This window comes from Megamonas sp. (assembly GCF_986095205.1).
On record NZ_CFQVBI010000036.1, the window covers coordinates 55,861 to 73,821 of the forward strand.

The following is a 17,961-nucleotide window of genomic DNA, read 5'->3' on the forward strand; positions in this document are numbered from 1 at the left end:
GTTTGCATAGACAAAATAGTATAGATAAACATATATATACAATCGTAAAAGTATTTATTGGCTTATTTGCAATAATCTTTATTAATCTAGCATATATTCAAATATATCAAGCTGAAGATTTATTAAAAGATAGTCATAATTCACATGTAGCAGAAAAAGCATTACAAGTACAACGTGGTAAAATTTTAGATAGAAATGGTGTGGTGCTTGCAGATACTACAGTGGAAAAAGATGGATTCAAAAGGGTATATCCTTATGGCGAGATTTTCGCTTCGCCAATTGGTTATGTAAGCGATAAATTAGGTTATGCTGGCATAGAAAGTACGCAAAATACTTATCTTGCTGGTAATAATTTAGTATTGCATGCATTAGGGCCTATTTCTCAAATTTTTGAACAAAATGTGGGCAATGATGTTCATTTAACACTCAATGCAGATTATCAACAAGCAGCTTATGAAGCTTTAGGTAATCGTAAAGGAGCAGTTGTAGTTTTAAATCGTAAAACTGGTGAAGTATTAGCAATGGTTAGTAGACCAATGTTTAATCCAAATACAATTGATGAAGACTGGGATAATCTTCGTGTAGATGAAAATAGTCCGCTATTAAATCGTGCCAGTCAAGGTTTATATCCACCAGGTTCAGTAATCAAGCCTATGATAGGTGATGGTGTATTGACAAGTGGAGTAGCAACTACAGATACTGTGGTTAATTGTACAGGGGCTTTACAATTAAGCGGAGGATATTCTCTATCAGATAGTAGTGGAGAAGTTCACGGTGGTGTGAATTTAGCCAAAGCTATAGAAGAATCTTGTAATAGTTATTTTGGTACAATGGGTATACGTTTAGGTAGTGATGGTTTAAAAGAAACTTTCTCTCGTTTTGGTTATGACCAAGAACTTGATACAGATTTTATCAACAATAAACCACAATTACCTGATTTTGATAATTTAAGTGATGGAGAACTTGCTCAAGTAGGTATTGGGCAATCTACTTTACTCGTAACACCACTTCGCATGGCTATGTTAGCTGGAAGTATAGGGAATGAAGGTATCATGATGAAACCTTTCGTAGTAAATGCCATTACAGCTCCAGATAATAGTATTTTAGAACAACATCAACCAATGACTTGGCGACAAGTATCTTCACCAGAAACAATAAATATCATCTATGAAGATATGAAAAATGTTATTAATCATGGTACAGGTACAAGAGCCAAAGTTCCTGGTATTGAAATGATAGGTAAAACAGGTACTGCTGAAAATTCTACAGGCAAAGACCACGCTTGGTTTATTGGTTGTGCAAATATGCCAAATGAAGATATTGCATTTGCTGTTATCGTAGAAAATAGCGGATTTGGTGGTAGTGAGGCTGCACCTATTATAAAAAATATACTCACAAGTATTTTAGCAAAGGAAGGGAAGTAAAATGTCTACGCTCTTAGACAATCGTTATGAATTAATTGAACGTATAGGCGACGGTGGTATGGCAGAAGTTTATCGTGCTCATGATAAGATGTTAGACCGTTTCGTGGCTGTTAAAATTTTACATCCGCAATTTACAAGTGATGAATCATTTGTAACAAGATTTCGTCGTGAAGCTCAAGGAGCTGCTAAATTATCACATCCGAATATTGTTAGTATTTATGATGTAGGCTCTTGTGATGGTAAATACTATATAGTAATGGAATATATAAAAGGAGAAACTTTAAAAGATAAAATAAATCGTGAAGCTCCTTTACCAATAGATGTAACACTTAAAATTGTACAGGAAATAGCAGAAGCTTTAGAAAATGCCCATGCAAACCATCTTGTACATTGTGATATTAAACCGCATAATATTTTAATTAATGAAGCAGGTCATGTAAAAGTAGCTGATTTTGGTATAGCTAGAGCTACATCATCATCAACAATAACATATACAGGTACAATTGTAGGTTCTGTACATTATTTTTCTCCAGAACAAGCAAAAGGTCATACTATTAGCCCTAAATCAGATATTTATTCTTTAGGTGTAGTAATGTATGAAATGCTTACAGGTAAAGTTCCTTTTACAGGCGAAACTGCTGTTAGTATCGCGATAAAACATCTTCAAGAACCACCAATTCCACCACATGAATTGCGTCCAGATATACCAGCAATTGTTGAAGCTATAGTATTAAAAGCAATGGATAAAAATCCAGATAATCGTTTCTCTAGTACAGAAATGATCAAAGAAATTGAGCAGGCAAAAAGAAAACCATTTGCAAAGGTTAATGTACCAACAGAAGATCCTTTTGCAACAAGAGTGCTTACTAGTGAAGAAATAGAACAATTACAAAATATTGAACCTAAGAAAACTACAGTAACACCAAATTATAGTCAGCCTGTATATCAAGAAAATAAGGCAGAGCCTCAGAGAAAATCAAAGAATTCCTTTAATAAAACATTTATTATGGGCTTGATTTTTATTCTAGTATTAGGTTTTGGTGTAGGTGCATTTTTATCCTATGGTGATTTTTGGAGCAGTAAAACTGTAGAAGTTCCAAATGTAGTAGGTATGAGTCAAGCACAGGCTGAAGAAACTTTGAAAGCAGAAAACTTGCGTGTAGAAATAGCAGAAACTTTTGATGAATCAGTGCCAGTAGGAAAAGTTGCTTCACAAACTCCAGAAGCTGGTAAGACTGTGAAAGAATCCCGTTTAGTTACTATTTATATAAGTAAAGGCGGAGAAGAAATCAATATGATTAATTTAGTAGGTTTGAGCCAAAGTGAAGCAGAAAACCAACTTGCTAAATTAAAATTGAAAATAGGTCAAGTTACAGCAGAGTATTCAGATAAACCAAGTGGAACAATATTAAAACAATCTATATCTGCTAATAATAAAGTAAAAAAAGGTGCTGATATAGATATTGTAGTAAGTAAAGGTAAAGAAGTTAAAAAAGTATCTGTACCAAATGTAGTTGGACAATCTGTGGATTCTGCAAAAGCTAGTCTAGAAGCACAAGGATTTAACGTAAGTGCAAGTGCTTTATCTGGTAGTGTAACAGCACAAAGTGTAACAGCTGGTTCTCAAGTAGAAACAGGTACTACTATTGAATTGACTGTATCTTCTGGTAGTGCAGATAGATATGAAAATAGCACAAATACAAATGTACCAGATAAAAATGAACAAACAAATACTACTAATACGGGAACAACTAATACAACAACGCCAGAAAAACCAGCGATAGAAGTTCCACAAAGACAAAGAGATTAGTATAATAGAATTAAATTAGTTTTATGAAATAAATATTAAAGGAGGATTTTTAATGAATGCTGTTATTTTATTATCAGGTGGATTAGATTCTACAACTTGTATGGCAGTGGCAAAACAACAAGGATATGATTTATATCCTATAAGTTTTAACTATCATCAGCGTAATAAAATTGAATTAGAAGGTGCTAAGGAAATTGCTAAATTCTTTGGTGCTAAAAGACATTTAATTATTGACACAAATATGAATGCTATTGGCGGTTCAGCTCTAACTGATGAAAATATAAAAGTTCCAGAAGGTAATGTTGAGAGAAAAGATAATGATGTTCCAGTAACATATGTACCATCAAGAAATTTGATTTTCTTAAGCTATGCTTTAGGTTATGCTGAAGTAGTAAAAGCTGATGCTATCTTTATCGGTGTAAATGCAGTTGATTTTTCTGGATATCCTGATTGTAGACCAGAATTTATTCAAAAATTCCAGGATATGGCAGATTATGCTTGCAAAACTACAGCTGTTGACGGCAAAAAAATAAAGATTGTAACACCGCTACAGACTTTATCTAAAAAAGAAATCATTCAATTAGGTACAAAATTAGGAGCACCGTATCATTTAACTCGCAGTTGTTATAATGGTAGAGAAAAAGCTTGTGGTGTTTGTGATAGCTGTAAACTTCGTTTAAGAGGTTTTGCAGAAGCTGGAATAAAAGATCCTATAGCATATGAAAAAAACTATAATGATGTAACTAAAAATCATATTGCTTATGAAAACGGAGAGTGAAAATTTGCAAGATGTACAAAATAGAGTAGATAAACGAGGTATTGCCATTCAACGAGTGGGCATTAGCGATGTTTATTTACCTTTACAAATAAAGCAAGAACAGCATAGCCAGCCAGTTATGGCTAGATTGAAATTTACTGTGGATTTGCCTATGGAATATAAAGGTACACATATGAGCCGTTTTCAAGAAATTTTGACGAAATGGCATACCAATCCTATTGGGCAAGCTGAAATAGGCAATATTTTAGATGAAGCTATCACTAAATTAAGTTCTAATTCAGCACATTTGTCTATGAGTTTTAAATATTTTATCGAAAAAACTGCTCCAGTTAGTGGTAAAAAATCTTTATTGGATTTAGATTGCAAAGTAAGTGCTGTAAAAACAGCTAGTAAAAATTCTATGCCATTTACACTAGCTATAAAAATACCAGTAACATCTCTTTGTCCATGCAGTAAAGAAATCTCAGCATATGGGGCACATAATCAACGCAGTATTATTTCTGTAAAAATAAATTATGATGGCAAAAAAACAGCTATAAATATTAAAGATATTGTAAGCTTGATAGAAGCACAAGCTTCTTGTCCATTATATCCATTATTAAAACGTGAAGATGAAAAATATGTAACAGAAAAAGCATATGAAAATCCGAAGTTTGTAGAAGATATTTTACGTGATTGTGTTTTAGCACTTAGAACATTGGATGATATACATTACTTCTCTGTGGAATGTGAAAACTTTGAGTCCATTCATAATCATAATGCTTATGCTAGTCATGTAGAATATTTAAAATAAAAATCAAAGCCTAGATTATAGTTTTATAGTCTAGGCTATTTTTTTTAAGACATTTAGCAATGTTTATAATTTATGTAATCATGGTATTTTTGGCTTTTAAAGTATATAATTTTCTCATAATTAATAATAAAATAAAAATTATGAGGTGAGTTTATGTTAAAGAATATATTGAAAATAAATAGACCGGATTTTATTGAACTGACTACAGAGACAAAAACAGTGACTTCTAAATGGAAAAATGATGATTATAATTTAGATGATATAAATGTTAATCTAAATCAGGATAATGAACATTTAGCTATTTTTCTTACTGCTCAAACTTCAAAAGTAAAATGGATAAAATTGAGATGGAATAATTTGAGTTGGGATAAAAATGTTCGCTTTTTAGGTGATGCATGGGAACGTGGATATGGTGATATGGAATGGAAGGGTATGAACCCAAATCGTTTTATGCCATGGTATTTCTGTGCTAAAAGTGAAGCAAAATCTATTTGTTATGGGGTAAAGGTAAGACCTTCAGCAATGTGTTTTTGGCAAGTGGATTCTTTAGGTATGACTTTATTTTTAGATGTTCGCTGTGGTGGTAGTGGTGTAAATTTAAAAGGTAGAGTGATTAAGCTTGCTGATGTTATAGCTTGTGAAATGCGTGATTGCACTAGTTTTGAAGCTATGCAAGAATTTTGCGGTCAGATGTGTGAAGACCCAATTTTGCCTAAATATTCTGTTTATGGTAGCAATAACTGGTATTATGCTTATGGCAAAAGTTCAGAAAGTGAAATTCTAGCTGATTGTGATTATATTTTAAATTTAACAAAAGATATAGAAAATAAACCATATATGGTTATCGATGATTGTTGGCAAGAACATCACCGTTTAAATGAATATAATGGTGGTCCATGGACAAAAGGAAATGAAAAATTCCCAGATATGAAGGCTTTAGCTGAGAAATTAGTGCAAAAAGGTGTGCGTCCAGGTATTTGGGTGAGATTATTATTAAATGAAGATGAAAATATAAAAAATGAGTGGAGATTATCACATAATAATTGTATCGACCCAACTAATCCAGAAGCACTCAATTATATTAAAGAAGATATCAAGAGAATTTGTAATTGGGGATATACTCTAATTAAACATGATTTTTCTACTTTTGATTTATTTGGCAAATGGGGCTTTCAAATGAGTCCACTTGTAACAGATGATGGTTGGCATTTTTATGATGATAGTTTGACAAGTGCCGAAGTGGTGAAATTATTATATAAAGCTATTTTAGATGCAAGTGTGGAAGCTTCAAACGGAGAGACTTTGATACTTGGCTGTAATACTATAGGTCATTTAGGTGCAGGTTATATGCATATTAATCGTACTGGTGATGATACAAGTGGTGTTATTTGGGAAAGAACTAGATTTATGGGTGTGAATACATTAGCTTTCCGTTTACCTCAGCATGGCAAATTCTATGAAATTGATGCTGATTGTGTAGGTATTGATGGCGGTATTTCATGGTCAATGAATAAACAATGGGCAGATGTATTAGCGAAAAGTGGAACACCTTTATTTATTTCTGTTAGACCAAATATTTTAGATGAAACAGAAAAACAAGAATTACATGAGATTTTAAAAGTAGCATCTAAGCAAGAACATCATGTAATTCCTGTTGATTGGGAAGAAACTACTTGCCCAGAGCATTGGCAGGATAAAGACCATGATATAGATTGTAAATATCAATGGTTTGAAGAAACTGGTTTGAAATTCAATCCAAATACAATACGTTATCAAACTTTCTTAGCTATGGTTGAATGATTTAATATTTTACTAAATCGTTTGGTTGGAGATAGTGTTGACGATATTCTCGTGGAGAGATATTCGTAACTTGTTTAAATGCACGTGAAAAAGCAAAAGCATTTTTATAGCCACATGATAAAGCTACGCTATAAATAGGAATTTTTGTTTTGCTTAAAAGTTCACGTGCATTTGCTATTTTAGCATTAGTTAAAAATTGCTGTGGCGAAGTATTTAATTCTTGTTTAAATAATGCATATAAATGACTTCTGCTGATATTGAGATATCTAGCGATATCATTTACACTTAGATTAGTAAAAGTATTTTTTTCGATATATTCAATCGCTTTAGTTACATAAAAACTATTATTTAGTTCGACTTTGTTATAAACACTTTGTAAAGCCTCATGAAGTTTGGCAAAAATGAGATATAATTTACTTTGTAAATAACATTCATTTGCAGGTGTGAGTTGATGATAAGAGAGCATTTCTTTGATTATTTCATAGATGGTTTGATTGCAAGATAGATTGATGATAGGATTATCTGTATTTAAATTTGACTGTTTAAGTAAGTGGGGTACATAATCGCCATTGAAACAAATCCATGTATAAGTCCATGGGTTTGTAGGTTCTGCTTTATATAAAGTTACTGTTCCTGGTTCTGTGAGAAAACATTGATTTTCATTTAATTTATAATGTTTATTATTTAAATAATAATGACCTTGACCTTTCAAGATAAAATGAAGCATATAATAATTGCGAACAGCTGGTCCATAAGAATGTGTAGCACCACATTTTTCCCAGCCACAGGATACTAAATATAAATCTTTAGAACTAGTTTTATATTCCATAATTGCAACATCAGCCATAAGTACACCTCATTTTTAAAATATATTTATATTATTTATCCTAAAGTTAACAAGAGATGATGTCAATTAAAAGAATTGGGAAAATATTTTATTTAATTGGCTTTAATTATAATGAAAATAAGTGTAAGATTAATAATATGATTAATTTTTGTAAATAAAATATATAAGGGAGGACAATAATGTGATTGATTTGCATGTACATTCTACAATGTCTGATGGAACGTATACTCCTAGTCAATTGATAAAATTGGCTAAAGATAAAGGGTTAAAGGCTATAGCCTTGACTGACCATGATACTATATATGGTAATAAAGAAGCTTATGAGGCTGCTAAAAAATATGATATGGAATTTATTCATGGTATGGAACTTAGCTTGAATTATAATAATCATCAAATTCACGTAGTAGCTTTAGGTTTTGATGAAGAAAGCAAGGCTTTTAAAGATTTTTATCATGAATTAAGACAGAAAAAACAATCTTCTATAGTATCTGTTATTGATTATTTACAAAAACAAGGATTAGATATTTCAGTAGAAAAAGTAGAGCCTTTTATAGCTGGCGGTGCATTAGATAAATATGCTATTTTGCGCTATTTAGTATCTGATAAATCAAAAGCCGGCGATATTCAGTATTTATGGGATAGATACATTGACCCTGCTTTTAATAATTTGAATTTGAAGATAACAGAAAATCCAAAGGCAGAAGATGCAATCCAAGCTATGAAAAAAGCTGGAGCTGTTACATCTTTAGCTCATTTTCATAAAAAGATAGGTTTTAAAAATTATACAAGAGAAGAACAAGAAGCAAATATAAAGTATTTACATGAAATTGGTTTAGATGGTATGGAAGCATATTATCCAAATTATAGTAAAGATGATGAGAAATTTGCTCATTATTTGATTGAAAAATATGATTTAGTGCCAACTGGTGGTACTGATTTTCATGGTGCTAATCGACCATCTGTAGATTTAGGCAGTGGTACAAATAATAATTTAGATGTACCATATGAATTTTATCAAAATATTTGTAAGTTAATAAAGCGTTAGTTTTAATAAATATTTAAAATATAATTATTTGTGGATAATAATTAATATTAATAGTTGACAAAGAGAAGTATTAATTATATTATATAAATATAATATGAAATGAATTTAGTATATAAAAGCTAAGACAAATAAAATATATTGGAGGCTATTAATTATGAAAAAATGGGTTTGTACTGTATGCGGTTGGGTTTATGATGAAGAACTTGGAGATCAAGATTATGATTTAGCTCCTGGTGTAGCTTTTGAAGATTTACCAGAAGATTTTGTATGCCCATTATGCGGTGTTGGTAAAGACCAATTTGAAGAAGAAGCTTAATTAAATTTTATAAAATTAAGACATTAACGCAGTATTGCCAATTTTTTAGTTGGTATACTGCGTTATTTAGTTTATCTAGTGAGGTGTAATTTTGTTTAAAAGAAAATATCATCATAATGCTTCATCAGAAGATTGTAATAAACTTTGTTGTACCAAAATAGAAAATTTTTCAGCTCATGCTGGAGATACAGAAATATTTACAGATGTGAATATGCATATTCATTGTGGACAATTAACAGCTTTAATCGGGCCAAATGGAGCAGGAAAATCTACATTATTAAAATGTATTTTAGGGCAAGTACCTCATAGTGGGAAATTACATTATGTAGATGCTAAAGGAAAACATACAGGAAATCCTATTATAGGTTATGTACCACAGTATTTGCGTTTTGACCGTACTTCGCCTACTAGTGTAATGGATTTTTTTGCAGCATGTTTATCAAAATATCCTGTATGGCTCTGTAGTATGAAAAAATTAAGACCAAAAGTTTTGGAAAGTTTGCGTAGGGTAAAAGCTGAACATTTGATTGATAGAAGATTAGGAGCTTTATCTGGCGGTGAAATGCAACGTGTATTATTATCTCTAGCTTTAAATCCAATGCCAGATTTATTATTGTTAGATGAGCCAGTATCTGGGGTTGACCACAATGGTTTGAAATTATTCTATGAGATTGTATCCGAGCTTAGAGAAAAAGAAGATATGGCAATTGTTTTGATATCACATGACTTACCACTTGTAGCTCAATATGCTGACCAAGTTGTTTTGTTGAATAAAAAAGTGATTTGTAAAGGAACACCACAAGAAGTATTCAATCGCAAAGAAACAAAAGCTTTATTTGGTAATATTGTAGCTCCATTAGAAGAGGAGGCAGAATAATGTTAGATATTATTTATAATGGGTTAGATGTGATTTTGCCTTTTGCCTGGATAAATCATGTATTTATGAAAAATGCTTTTTTGGCAGTATTGATGATTACACCACTTTTGGGAATTTTAAGCACTATGGTTGTCAGCAATCGCATGGCATTTTTTTCTGATTCATTGGGTCATGGAGCATTTACAGGTGTTGCGGTAGGTGTATTATTAGGCAGCGGTGAGCCACTTGTTTCGTTGATTATATTTTCGATAATTTTTGCGGCTCTAATCACATATATTAAACATCGCAGTAGTGCTTCAACAGATACAATTATTGGTGTCTTTTCTTCGGCAGGTATAGCGATAGGTCTTATCTTGATGTCGCATGGCGGTAATTTTAGTAATTATACTTCATATTTTATTGGTGATATTTTAAGCATTACAGTTAATGAACTTGTATATTTATTCATGACTTTTATTGTCGTTGTGATTGCATGGTGTTTCTTGTTCAATCAGATTTTGATAATTAGTATAAATGATGGTTTTGCTGCTAGTAGAGGTATTAAGACTTTATATATTGAAATGATTTTTGCAGCTATTGTAGCTGTAGTTGTTTCTATAAGTATTCAATGGGTAGGATTATTGATTATAAATTCATTGTTGATTTTGCCAGCGGCAGCGGCTAGAAATATAGCTGTTAATGCTAGACAATATCATGCTTTATCTATTTGCTTTGCTATTTGTGCAGGGCTTTTAGGTCTTGTGATTTCTTATTATGCTGATATTGCAACTGGGGCAACCATTGCTATTTTTGCGGCAATTATATTTTTTATTACATTATTTTTACGCCCATATTTTCAAAATTAATATATTTAGTTTGTAATTTTACTAGATTTAATATTTTTATTGTGATATACTTAGGTTTACAAGTTTACTTTAATGTATAAAAATGAGGTTTTTATGAAAATAACTAAAAAAATAAAAGATGAAATGTTGGAGATTTTAGAAACGACGTATAAAGATGCTAAGCCAGCTTTAATTTTTAATAATCCTTTTGAATTGTTGATTGCAGTTATATTGTCAGCACAATGTACGGATAAGCGTGTGAATATAACTACAGCTCGTTTATTTGCTAAGGCAAATACTCCAGAAAAGATTTTGGAAATGGGTGTTACTGCTTTAGAAGAAGAAATACGCGATTGCGGATTATTTAGAAATAAGGCAAAAAATATAATAGCTACTTGTCATAAATTATGTAGTGATTATAATGGTGAAGTGCCTGAGCAATTTGAAGAATTATTGAAATTGCCAGGTGTGGGAAGAAAAACGGCGAATGTTGTTTCAAGCATTGCGTTTAATCGTCCTGCTATAGCTGTGGATACACATGTATTTAGAGTATCCAATCGTTTGAAATTGGCTGTAGGTAATACACCTGATGAAGTGGAAAAAGGATTGCAAAAGGCAATACCGATGGAAAAATGGTCAGATGCACATCATTGGCTTATTTGGCATGGTCGTAAACTTTGTAGAGCAAGAAATCCTCTATGTGGTGATTGTCCACTTAAAGATATTTGCCCTTCTGCATTATTGCAAGCTTGATATAATTATATTGAGGAGATGTTTTAATGATTTATCGTAAGGCTACATTTAACGATGTTGAAGAAATATATAATTTAGTAAATTTATATGCTCAAGAAGGAGTAATGTTAGCACGTTCTCGAAATACTTTATATGAAACTTTGAGAGATATGTATGTTGCTGAAGAAGATGGTGAAATACTAGGTGTAGGAGGTCTGCATATAGTTTGGGATGAATTGGCAGAAGTTCGCACTTTAGCAGTAGCTAAAAAAGCTTTACGTCGTCATATTGGTGCAAATATCGTGGAACATCTCATTGAAGAAGGAAAAGCTTTAGGTATAAGAAAAGTTTTCACATTGACATATCAAGATAAATTTTTTGGTAGTTTAGGATTTAAAGTGGTAACAAAAGATGATCTGCCACAAAAAGTTTGGAAGGATTGTATAGATTGTCCAAAATTCCCAAATTGCGACGAGATTGCTATGGAAATGTATATTTGATAGATTAAATAAAAGCTGGCTATTGAGTCAGCTTTATTTTTTTGTCTTTATAAAAATCAAGGTTTAAGCTAAAATTGAATTATAAATTATGGATATTTGAAATTGATACATAATATAAGTTTAAGATATAAATTTTTCGGTGATTTTTATATAGGAGATGATTTTTTGCAAGCAGGAGAAACAACTTTAAATAAATTATTAAATACATCTCGTCAGTTTATAGTACCTATCTTTCAAAGAAACTATAGTTGGCAAAAAAGCCAATATGAACAATTATGGTTTGATATTTTACGTGCCAGTAAATTTAAAGAAAAACAAAATCATTTTATTGGCTCTATTGTGTATATTGATATGGGGACACCAGCGGGACGACCTCAACAATTATTATTGATTGATGGTCAACAACGTTTGACGACAATTTCTATTTTATTATGTGCAATAAAAGATTATGTGCAGAAATTTAATTTAGAAACTAAACTCATCAATTTAGCAAAGATAAAAAATCAATTTTTATATAATAGTGATGAAATAGATGAAGACAAATACAAATTATTGTTGAATGTGCAAGATAAAGAAACGTATATAAAACTAATAGATAATACAATATTTACAGTGAATAAGCCTGCTACAAATATCATTAAATGTTATGAGTTTTTTTATGAACGTATAGAAGATTTTATAAAAGAATATGGGCAGATTGATGAAATTTATGCAGGAATTTTTAAATTGAGTTTAGTGTCAATATCTTTGGATAAAGATAGTGACAATCCTCAAATGATTTTTGAAAGTATGAATTCCACAGGCAAAGATTTGTCGCAGACGGATTTATTGCGCAATTATTTATTGATGGATTTGACTCCAGAAAAGCAAACTAGATTGTATAAAACATATTGGAAACCTATGGAAGAATTATTTGGCGAAGACATTTATAAAAATGATGTAAATAAATTTGATTATTTTATACGTGATTTTTTAACTTTAAAGAGTGACACAGGTTATATTTGCAAGATAAATAATGTATATGAGAATTTTAAGCGTTATTATTTAGATAATAATTGTGAGAAATTCGCAGTTTTGAACGATTTATTTACTTATGCCAAATATTATGCTTGCATTGATTTATTGCAAGAAAAGGATGATGAGCTTAAACTATATTGGCAAGAATTTAAGAAACTAGATAGTCATGTAGTATATCCATTTTTATTGAAATTGTATGATGACTATAGTCGTCAGATATTGATTAAAGAAGATTTTAAAAAGATTTTGCAAGTAGTGATAAGTTATTTATGGCGTAGAGCTATTTGTGAAATACCGACAAATTCACTTAGCAAAACTTTTGCTACTTTATATCAAGCTGTGGATAAAGAAGATTATGTAAATAGTGTTATCAAGGCTTTTGTTTTTAAATCAAGTTATAAGCGATTTCCATCTGATTATGAAGTTCGAGAAAAATTGCAAACAAAGGATATATATCATTTCCGCTTACGTAAATATCTATTAGAAGTCTTAGAAAATTATTATCATAAAGAGCCAATTGATTTAAATACAGCAAATTATACTATAGAACATATTATGCCTCAAAATATAGAACATAATCTGTCGTGGCAACAAATGTTAGGCGAAGATTGGCAAGAGGTGCATAGCTTGTATTTGCATACTTTGGGCAATTTGACGATAACGGGATATAATGCAGAAATGAGCAATAAATCTTTTTGGGAAAAAGTAAATGGTGAAAGTGGATTTAAGCATAGTCATTTAAAATTAAATGAAAGTATTGCTCAATCTGATGTATGGAATAAAAAAGCTATTCAACGAAGAACAAATATATTGACGGATATAATTTTAAAAATATGGAAATATCCAGAGTTTTGAAGTATTGTTAAGATAAGTATTGATTTAAATAAATTAATGAGGTGATTTTATGAAATATTGTCCATACTGCAATCAAATGGTTTCTCCAGTGAAAAGACCATCATGGTTTTTATTTATATTTTTATCAGTAATTACTGGTGGTAGTTGGATTTTTATCTATGCTATATATTATTTTTTGTTTAAAAAAGAACAATGCCCTATTTGTGGTGGAAAAGATTTAAGGAAGAGATAGAATATATAAGCCCTAGAAACTTTTATTTATTAGATTTTAGGGCTTATTATTTTTAGAAGGTGAAATGATGCATGACATATGGAACCCATGGCATGGTTGCCTTAAATATAGTGAAGGCTGTAAAAATTGTTATATGTATTATCTAGATAAGATAAGAGGTAATAGTGGAGCCTACATCTATAAAGTAAAGGCAAATTTTTATTATCCATTAGCTAAAAATAGACAAGGTGAATATAAGATAAAAAGTGGTGAACAAATAAGGGTTTGTATGACATCAGATTTTTTCTTAAAAGAAGCTGATGAGTGGCGAGAAGAAGCATGGAGAATAATAAAAGCTAGAAGTGATGTTATATTTATATTGATAACAAAAAGAGCAGAAAGAATAAGAGCATGTTTACCTAAAAATTGGGGTGATGGTTGGGAAAATGTGTTTTTGCATGTAACTTGTGAAAATCAAAAGCGTGCAGATGAGAGGATACCTATATTATTGAATTTGCCATTTAAACATAAAGGGATAATTGTTGCTCCATTTTTGGAAAATGTAAGTATAGAAAAGTATTTAAAAGATGGAGAAATTGAACAGGTAATTTGTGGCGGAGAAAATTATAATGGAGCTAGAGTTTGTAATTTCGATTGGGTGAAAAACTTGCGCCAAGAATGTGTAAAAGCAAATATTACATTTTGTTTTATGGAAACAGGAACAGTTTTTATGAAAGATAAAAAAATATATAATTTACCTTCAAAGGAATTACAAAGTAAGATGGCTTTTAAATCTAAAATGAATTATCAAGGCAAAGAAATAGCATTTAAATTATATGACCAATTTGGGAGATTATTAGACAAAGAAAAATTGTATAAAAGAAGTTTCAAACTAAAATGTAATGAATGTGCTAGTAAACTTATCTGTAATGGTTGTAGTGAGTGCAAGCAAGATTGTAAATGATTTGCTATTTAACCTATTAGATGCATAAATAAATATTATGATAAATGGGGTTTGAAAAAGTATTTATTTATGTTAGAATAATAATTAATAATTGAATAGCACGAAATAAAAATTGTCTTCTAATAAATATTAGGGGATGATTTTTTATTTTTATATAAATTTAAATAAATGATAATTATACTTAAAGGGTATATTAATAATATCTATAAATAAAAAAGGTGGCAGTGATGGATTCATTAGAAAATAAAAAAATAGATAATGAAAATATAGTAAATAATTCATATATGCAATTTAATACGGGAGAGCTAACACAAAATACAAATATAGAGGGAATAAAATTTGATTTTAATTATGGTGCACGTGTAGTTGTTCCTAAAGGTGATTATCGCGTTAAATTTATAGATAAAGAAGCTTGTTTAGGAATATATGATGCTCCGGCATCTGGTGTATTAGTTACAAGTAATAAAAAATATTTTGTTGATTTTCGTATTGAAATCTATAAACAAGATAAATTGATTTTTAGTCATGATTTAGATTTGAAAGATAAGAATGTATTAATAAAATTTCCTGTAGGTGTATTAGGAGATGTTATATCATGGATTCCTTATGTAGAACTTTTTAGGCAAAAGCACAAATGTAAATTATATTGTGCTATGGATAAAGAATTAGGAGAAATCTTTAAACGCTCATATCCAGAAATTATTTTTATAGAAACGAATACTAAAATAGAAAATTTATATGCTAGCTATTATTTGGGAATTTATTTTCCTTGTAGTGATAGAAATCATCAACCTAGAGATTTTCGACAATATGGATTGCATCAGAATGCTGGTATGATTTTAGGAATTACAGAAAATGGAGAAGCACCTCAAGCAAATGCAATCATGTTACCTAAAAATAAAGATAGAAAAATAAAAGAACCTTATGTATGTATTGCTGCTCAAGCTAGCGGACAAGTTAAGTATTGGAATAATGGTATGGGCTGGATAAATGTAGTTAAATATTTGAAAGAAAAAGGGTATCGCGTTTTATGCATTGATAGGGAAAATGTATATAGTTGCGGTAGTAGGTACAATATTATTCCATATGGTAGTGAAGATTTCACGGGAAATATACCGCTCCAGGAGCGTATAGATTTATTATATCATGCAGATTTTTTTGTAGGTTTATCTAGTGGTTTAAGTTGGGTAGCAAATGCAGTTGGATTACCTGTTATCTTGATAAGTGGGTTTACTTTGCCATATACAGAATTTAAAACACCATATAGAGTGATAAATTATCATGTATGTAATGGTTGTTGGAATGATATGAATGTTACTTTTGACCATAAAGATTTTGAGTGGTGTGCATATCATAAGGGTACAGAAAGACAATATGAATGTACTAGATTTATTACACCTCAAGCTGTAAATAAAATGATAGACAAATTGATGATTGATCATAATTTAAATCCTGAGAATTGTTAAAAATGCATTTTAAATATAGATATAGAAAGAAAGGTTATTGATAATGAAGAAATATAAATTAAATAAAAAACAAACACAAAAAATTTTAGCAACTGTAGTTATGGGAATGAATGTAATGAATACAATGACACCTATGGCTATGGATATGAAAAATATGGCAGACGATTTATCACATACAGTTATGAATAATGAAGATAAACCATTGGAATATCCAACATTACCAACTTTAAGTAATATGTTAGATAATATTTTATTTACAAAAGCAGAGGCTGCTGAAGTGAGTGTAACAACAAATACTGAGGCGAATATAGATGTTGTAGAAGATGGTACAATAGCGCAAGTATCTGGTATGAATAATAGTCAGACTATTAGCAGTATGTCTGGTGGTCAGCAAATAATAGAAAATGGGGCTACTGGTATTATAAATAATATGTCTGGTGGGCAACAAGCAATAGGTCATGATGAGAATGTGGCTACTGGATTAGTAAGTAATATGACAGGTGGTTCACAACATATTATGAAAGGTAGCGGTACTGTAGAAAACTTACAGGGTGGGACGCAATTTGTTTATGAAAAAACAACAGGTACTGTAGGCAATTTACAAGGTGGTACACAAGTCATTTTAGGTGGAACTGCAATAGTTGATAAGCTTGTAAGTGGAAGCCAAGAAATAAAAAATGGACAAGGCGAAATAAAAAATATAGATAACAGTGCTACAGGTAATATTCAAACAATAACAGGAGGGACAGGTATAATATCTAGTTTGAATAATGCAAATATCACGCAAACAGTAAATGGTGGTACTGGAAAGATAGAAAATTTAACTGCAGGAACACAAGCTATAAAAAATGGAACAGGTATTGTAAATAATATTTCTGGTGGAACACAAACAGTTACTGGTGGAAATGCAGTAATCAGTAACTTTATTAGTGGCAAACAAGATATACAATCTGGACAAGGAATAATACAAACTATAGATAACAGTGCTAGTGGAGTAGTGCAAGAGATAACAGGTGGAACAGGAACAATTGATACACTTAATAATAGTAGTGTAATTCAACAAGTAAATGGTGGAAATGGTGTAATAAATAATTTTGTATCTGGAAAACAAGAGATACAAAGCGGAAAAGGAAGTATTAAAAATATAGATAGTAGTGCTAGTGGAGTAGTGCAAAAGATAACAGGCGGAACAGGAACAATTGATACACTCAATAATAGTAGTGTAATTCAGCAGGTAAATGGTGGAAATGGTGTAATAAATAATTTTTCAGCAGGATTACAAAGTGTAACAAGTGGTGGTACAGGTACTATTAATACTATGAATGGTGGAAAGCAGGAAGTAGATAATGCTAAAGGTATTATAGGAGATGTATATGCTGGAAGTCAGGTTGTAAAAAATGGCGAAGGTACTATCAGTGGATTTTTAAAAGAAGGAACACAAAGTATCGATGGTGGCACAGGTAATATAGGTTTATTATATACAAATGGTATTCAAGAAATAAAAAATGGTACAGGTAATATTGAAGTTGTAAATAATGGTAAACAAATAGTCTTAGATAATGCTACTGGTAATATAACTACTTTAAAAAACGGCACACAAGAAATAAATGGTGGTACGGAGTTTCCCAAAGTTAAAGATACCACATCAATCCCACGCGGACTTTTGCTCAACCGATACAGCCGGAGGGCTGGATAACAAGAA

Annotated in this window: 17 protein-coding genes; 16 read left to right on the forward strand and 1 reads right to left on the reverse strand. The window is 30.8% G+C overall.

Annotation, left to right across the window (positions count from 1 at the left end; genetic code table 11):
• Positions 1-2: 2 nt before the first annotated feature.
• The 5 genes from AC5LAX_RS04790 (at position 3) to AC5LAX_RS04810 (ending at position 6,605) form a co-directional block, all read left to right on the forward strand.
• Positions 3-1,424: a peptidoglycan D,D-transpeptidase FtsI family protein gene (locus AC5LAX_RS04790; RefSeq protein ID WP_018999004.1), complete on the forward strand. Its 1,422-nt coding sequence runs from the start codon at positions 3-5 to the stop codon at positions 1,422-1,424.
• A gap of 1 nt (position 1,425) precedes the next feature.
• The gene (gene pknB, locus AC5LAX_RS04795) at positions 1,426-3,234 is read left to right on the forward strand and encodes a Stk1 family PASTA domain-containing Ser/Thr kinase (RefSeq protein ID WP_117584885.1); all 1,809 of its coding nucleotides are present in this window, start codon (positions 1,426-1,428) and stop codon (positions 3,232-3,234) included.
• A gap of 52 nt (positions 3,235-3,286) precedes the next feature.
• Complete coding sequence (queC, locus tag AC5LAX_RS04800) at positions 3,287-4,012, forward strand: 7-cyano-7-deazaguanine synthase QueC (RefSeq protein WP_018999006.1); 726 nt, start codon at positions 3,287-3,289, stop codon at positions 4,010-4,012.
• 4 nt (positions 4,013-4,016) lie between these two features.
• A complete protein-coding gene (gene folE2, locus AC5LAX_RS04805; protein WP_008538116.1) occupies positions 4,017-4,805 on the forward strand; it encodes a GTP cyclohydrolase FolE2 in 789 nt (262 codons plus the stop codon).
• Between the two features lie 153 nt (positions 4,806-4,958).
• Positions 4,959-6,605: a glycoside hydrolase family 36 protein gene (locus AC5LAX_RS04810; RefSeq protein WP_117584884.1), complete on the forward strand. Its 1,647-nt coding sequence runs from the start codon at positions 4,959-4,961 to the stop codon at positions 6,603-6,605.
• A 1-nt stretch (position 6,606) separates the two neighbouring features.
• Here AC5LAX_RS04810 and AC5LAX_RS04815 read toward each other — a convergent pair whose 3' ends face one another.
• Positions 6,607-7,452 (reverse strand): AraC family transcriptional regulator, encoded by an 846-nt coding sequence (locus tag AC5LAX_RS04815; RefSeq protein WP_075554562.1) that lies wholly within the window; start codon positions 7,450-7,452, stop codon positions 6,607-6,609.
• A 181-nt stretch (positions 7,453-7,633) separates the two neighbouring features.
• Here AC5LAX_RS04815 and AC5LAX_RS04820 point away from each other — a divergent pair, with 181 nt between their 5' ends.
• The 11 genes from AC5LAX_RS04820 to AC5LAX_RS04870 all read left to right on the forward strand — a co-directional run bounded on the left by AC5LAX_RS04820 (position 7,634) and on the right by AC5LAX_RS04870 (position 17,955).
• Complete coding sequence (locus AC5LAX_RS04820; RefSeq protein WP_117584883.1) at positions 7,634-8,497, forward strand: PHP domain-containing protein; 864 nt, start codon at positions 7,634-7,636, stop codon at positions 8,495-8,497.
• Positions 8,498-8,651: 154 nt separating this feature from the next.
• The gene (gene rd / locus AC5LAX_RS04825) at positions 8,652-8,813 is read left to right on the forward strand and encodes a rubredoxin (RefSeq protein WP_008538112.1); all 162 of its coding nucleotides are present in this window, start codon (positions 8,652-8,654) and stop codon (positions 8,811-8,813) included.
• Positions 8,814-8,904: 91 nt separating this feature from the next.
• Complete coding sequence (locus AC5LAX_RS04830; protein ID WP_018999010.1) at positions 8,905-9,690, forward strand: metal ABC transporter ATP-binding protein; 786 nt, start codon at positions 8,905-8,907, stop codon at positions 9,688-9,690.
• Positions 9,690-10,535 (forward strand): metal ABC transporter permease, encoded by an 846-nt coding sequence (locus AC5LAX_RS04835; protein WP_288908923.1) that lies wholly within the window; start codon positions 9,690-9,692, stop codon positions 10,533-10,535. Before AC5LAX_RS04830 ends, AC5LAX_RS04835 begins: the two co-directional genes overlap by 1 nt.
• Before the next feature lie 93 nt (positions 10,536-10,628).
• Positions 10,629-11,267 (forward strand): endonuclease III, encoded by a 639-nt coding sequence (gene nth, locus AC5LAX_RS04840; RefSeq protein ID WP_008538108.1) that lies wholly within the window; start codon positions 10,629-10,631, stop codon positions 11,265-11,267.
• Between the two features lie 26 nt (positions 11,268-11,293).
• Positions 11,294-11,746, forward strand: coding sequence for an N-acetyltransferase (locus AC5LAX_RS04845; protein ID WP_018999012.1), 453 nt, complete (start codon positions 11,294-11,296; stop codon positions 11,744-11,746).
• Between the two features lie 165 nt (positions 11,747-11,911).
• Entirely contained in the window at positions 11,912-13,618 is a 1,707-nt protein-coding gene (locus AC5LAX_RS04850; protein WP_288908924.1) for a DUF262 domain-containing protein, read from the forward strand.
• A 49-nt stretch (positions 13,619-13,667) separates the two neighbouring features.
• Positions 13,668-13,850, forward strand: coding sequence for a hypothetical protein (locus tag AC5LAX_RS04855; protein WP_018999014.1), 183 nt, complete (start codon positions 13,668-13,670; stop codon positions 13,848-13,850).
• Positions 13,851-13,917: 67 nt separating this feature from the next.
• The gene (locus AC5LAX_RS04860; protein ID WP_278545908.1) at positions 13,918-14,793 is read left to right on the forward strand and encodes a DUF5131 family protein; all 876 of its coding nucleotides are present in this window, start codon (positions 13,918-13,920) and stop codon (positions 14,791-14,793) included.
• A gap of 227 nt (positions 14,794-15,020) precedes the next feature.
• Positions 15,021-16,259: an autotransporter strand-loop-strand O-heptosyltransferase gene (locus tag AC5LAX_RS04865; RefSeq protein WP_288908926.1), complete on the forward strand. Its 1,239-nt coding sequence runs from the start codon at positions 15,021-15,023 to the stop codon at positions 16,257-16,259.
• A 43-nt stretch (positions 16,260-16,302) separates the two neighbouring features.
• Positions 16,303-17,955: a hypothetical protein gene (locus tag AC5LAX_RS04870; protein ID WP_288908927.1), complete on the forward strand. Its 1,653-nt coding sequence runs from the start codon at positions 16,303-16,305 to the stop codon at positions 17,953-17,955.
• Positions 17,956-17,961: the final 6 nt, after the last annotated feature.

What these genes read in the sequence shown, in the direction of transcription:
- AC5LAX_RS04870 (WP_288908927.1), top strand. Translation starts at nt 16,303, where the DNA reads ATGAAGAAATATAAATTAAATAAAAAACAAACACAAAAAATTTTAGCA.
- nth (WP_008538108.1), top strand. Translation starts at nt 10,629, where the DNA reads ATGAAAATAACTAAAAAAATAAAAGATGAAATGTTGGAGATTTTAGAA.
- queC (WP_018999006.1), top strand. Translation starts at nt 3,287, where the DNA reads ATGAATGCTGTTATTTTATTATCAGGTGGATTAGATTCTACAACTTGT.
- AC5LAX_RS04855 (WP_018999014.1), top strand. Translation starts at nt 13,668, where the DNA reads ATGAAATATTGTCCATACTGCAATCAAATGGTTTCTCCAGTGAAAAGA.
- AC5LAX_RS04865 (WP_288908926.1), top strand. Translation starts at nt 15,021, where the DNA reads ATGGATTCATTAGAAAATAAAAAAATAGATAATGAAAATATAGTAAAT.
- rd (WP_008538112.1), top strand. Translation starts at nt 8,652, where the DNA reads ATGAAAAAATGGGTTTGTACTGTATGCGGTTGGGTTTATGATGAAGAA.
- AC5LAX_RS04835 (WP_288908923.1), top strand. Translation starts at nt 9,690, where the DNA reads ATGTTAGATATTATTTATAATGGGTTAGATGTGATTTTGCCTTTTGCC.
- AC5LAX_RS04860 (WP_278545908.1), top strand. Translation starts at nt 13,918, where the DNA reads ATGCATGACATATGGAACCCATGGCATGGTTGCCTTAAATATAGTGAA.
- AC5LAX_RS04815 (WP_075554562.1), bottom strand. Translation starts at nt 7,452, where the DNA reads ATGGCTGATGTTGCAATTATGGAATATAAAACTAGTTCTAAAGATTTA.
- AC5LAX_RS04810 (WP_117584884.1), top strand. Translation starts at nt 4,959, where the DNA reads ATGTTAAAGAATATATTGAAAATAAATAGACCGGATTTTATTGAACTG.
- pknB (WP_117584885.1), top strand. Translation starts at nt 1,426, where the DNA reads ATGTCTACGCTCTTAGACAATCGTTATGAATTAATTGAACGTATAGGC.
- AC5LAX_RS04845 (WP_018999012.1), top strand. Translation starts at nt 11,294, where the DNA reads ATGATTTATCGTAAGGCTACATTTAACGATGTTGAAGAAATATATAAT.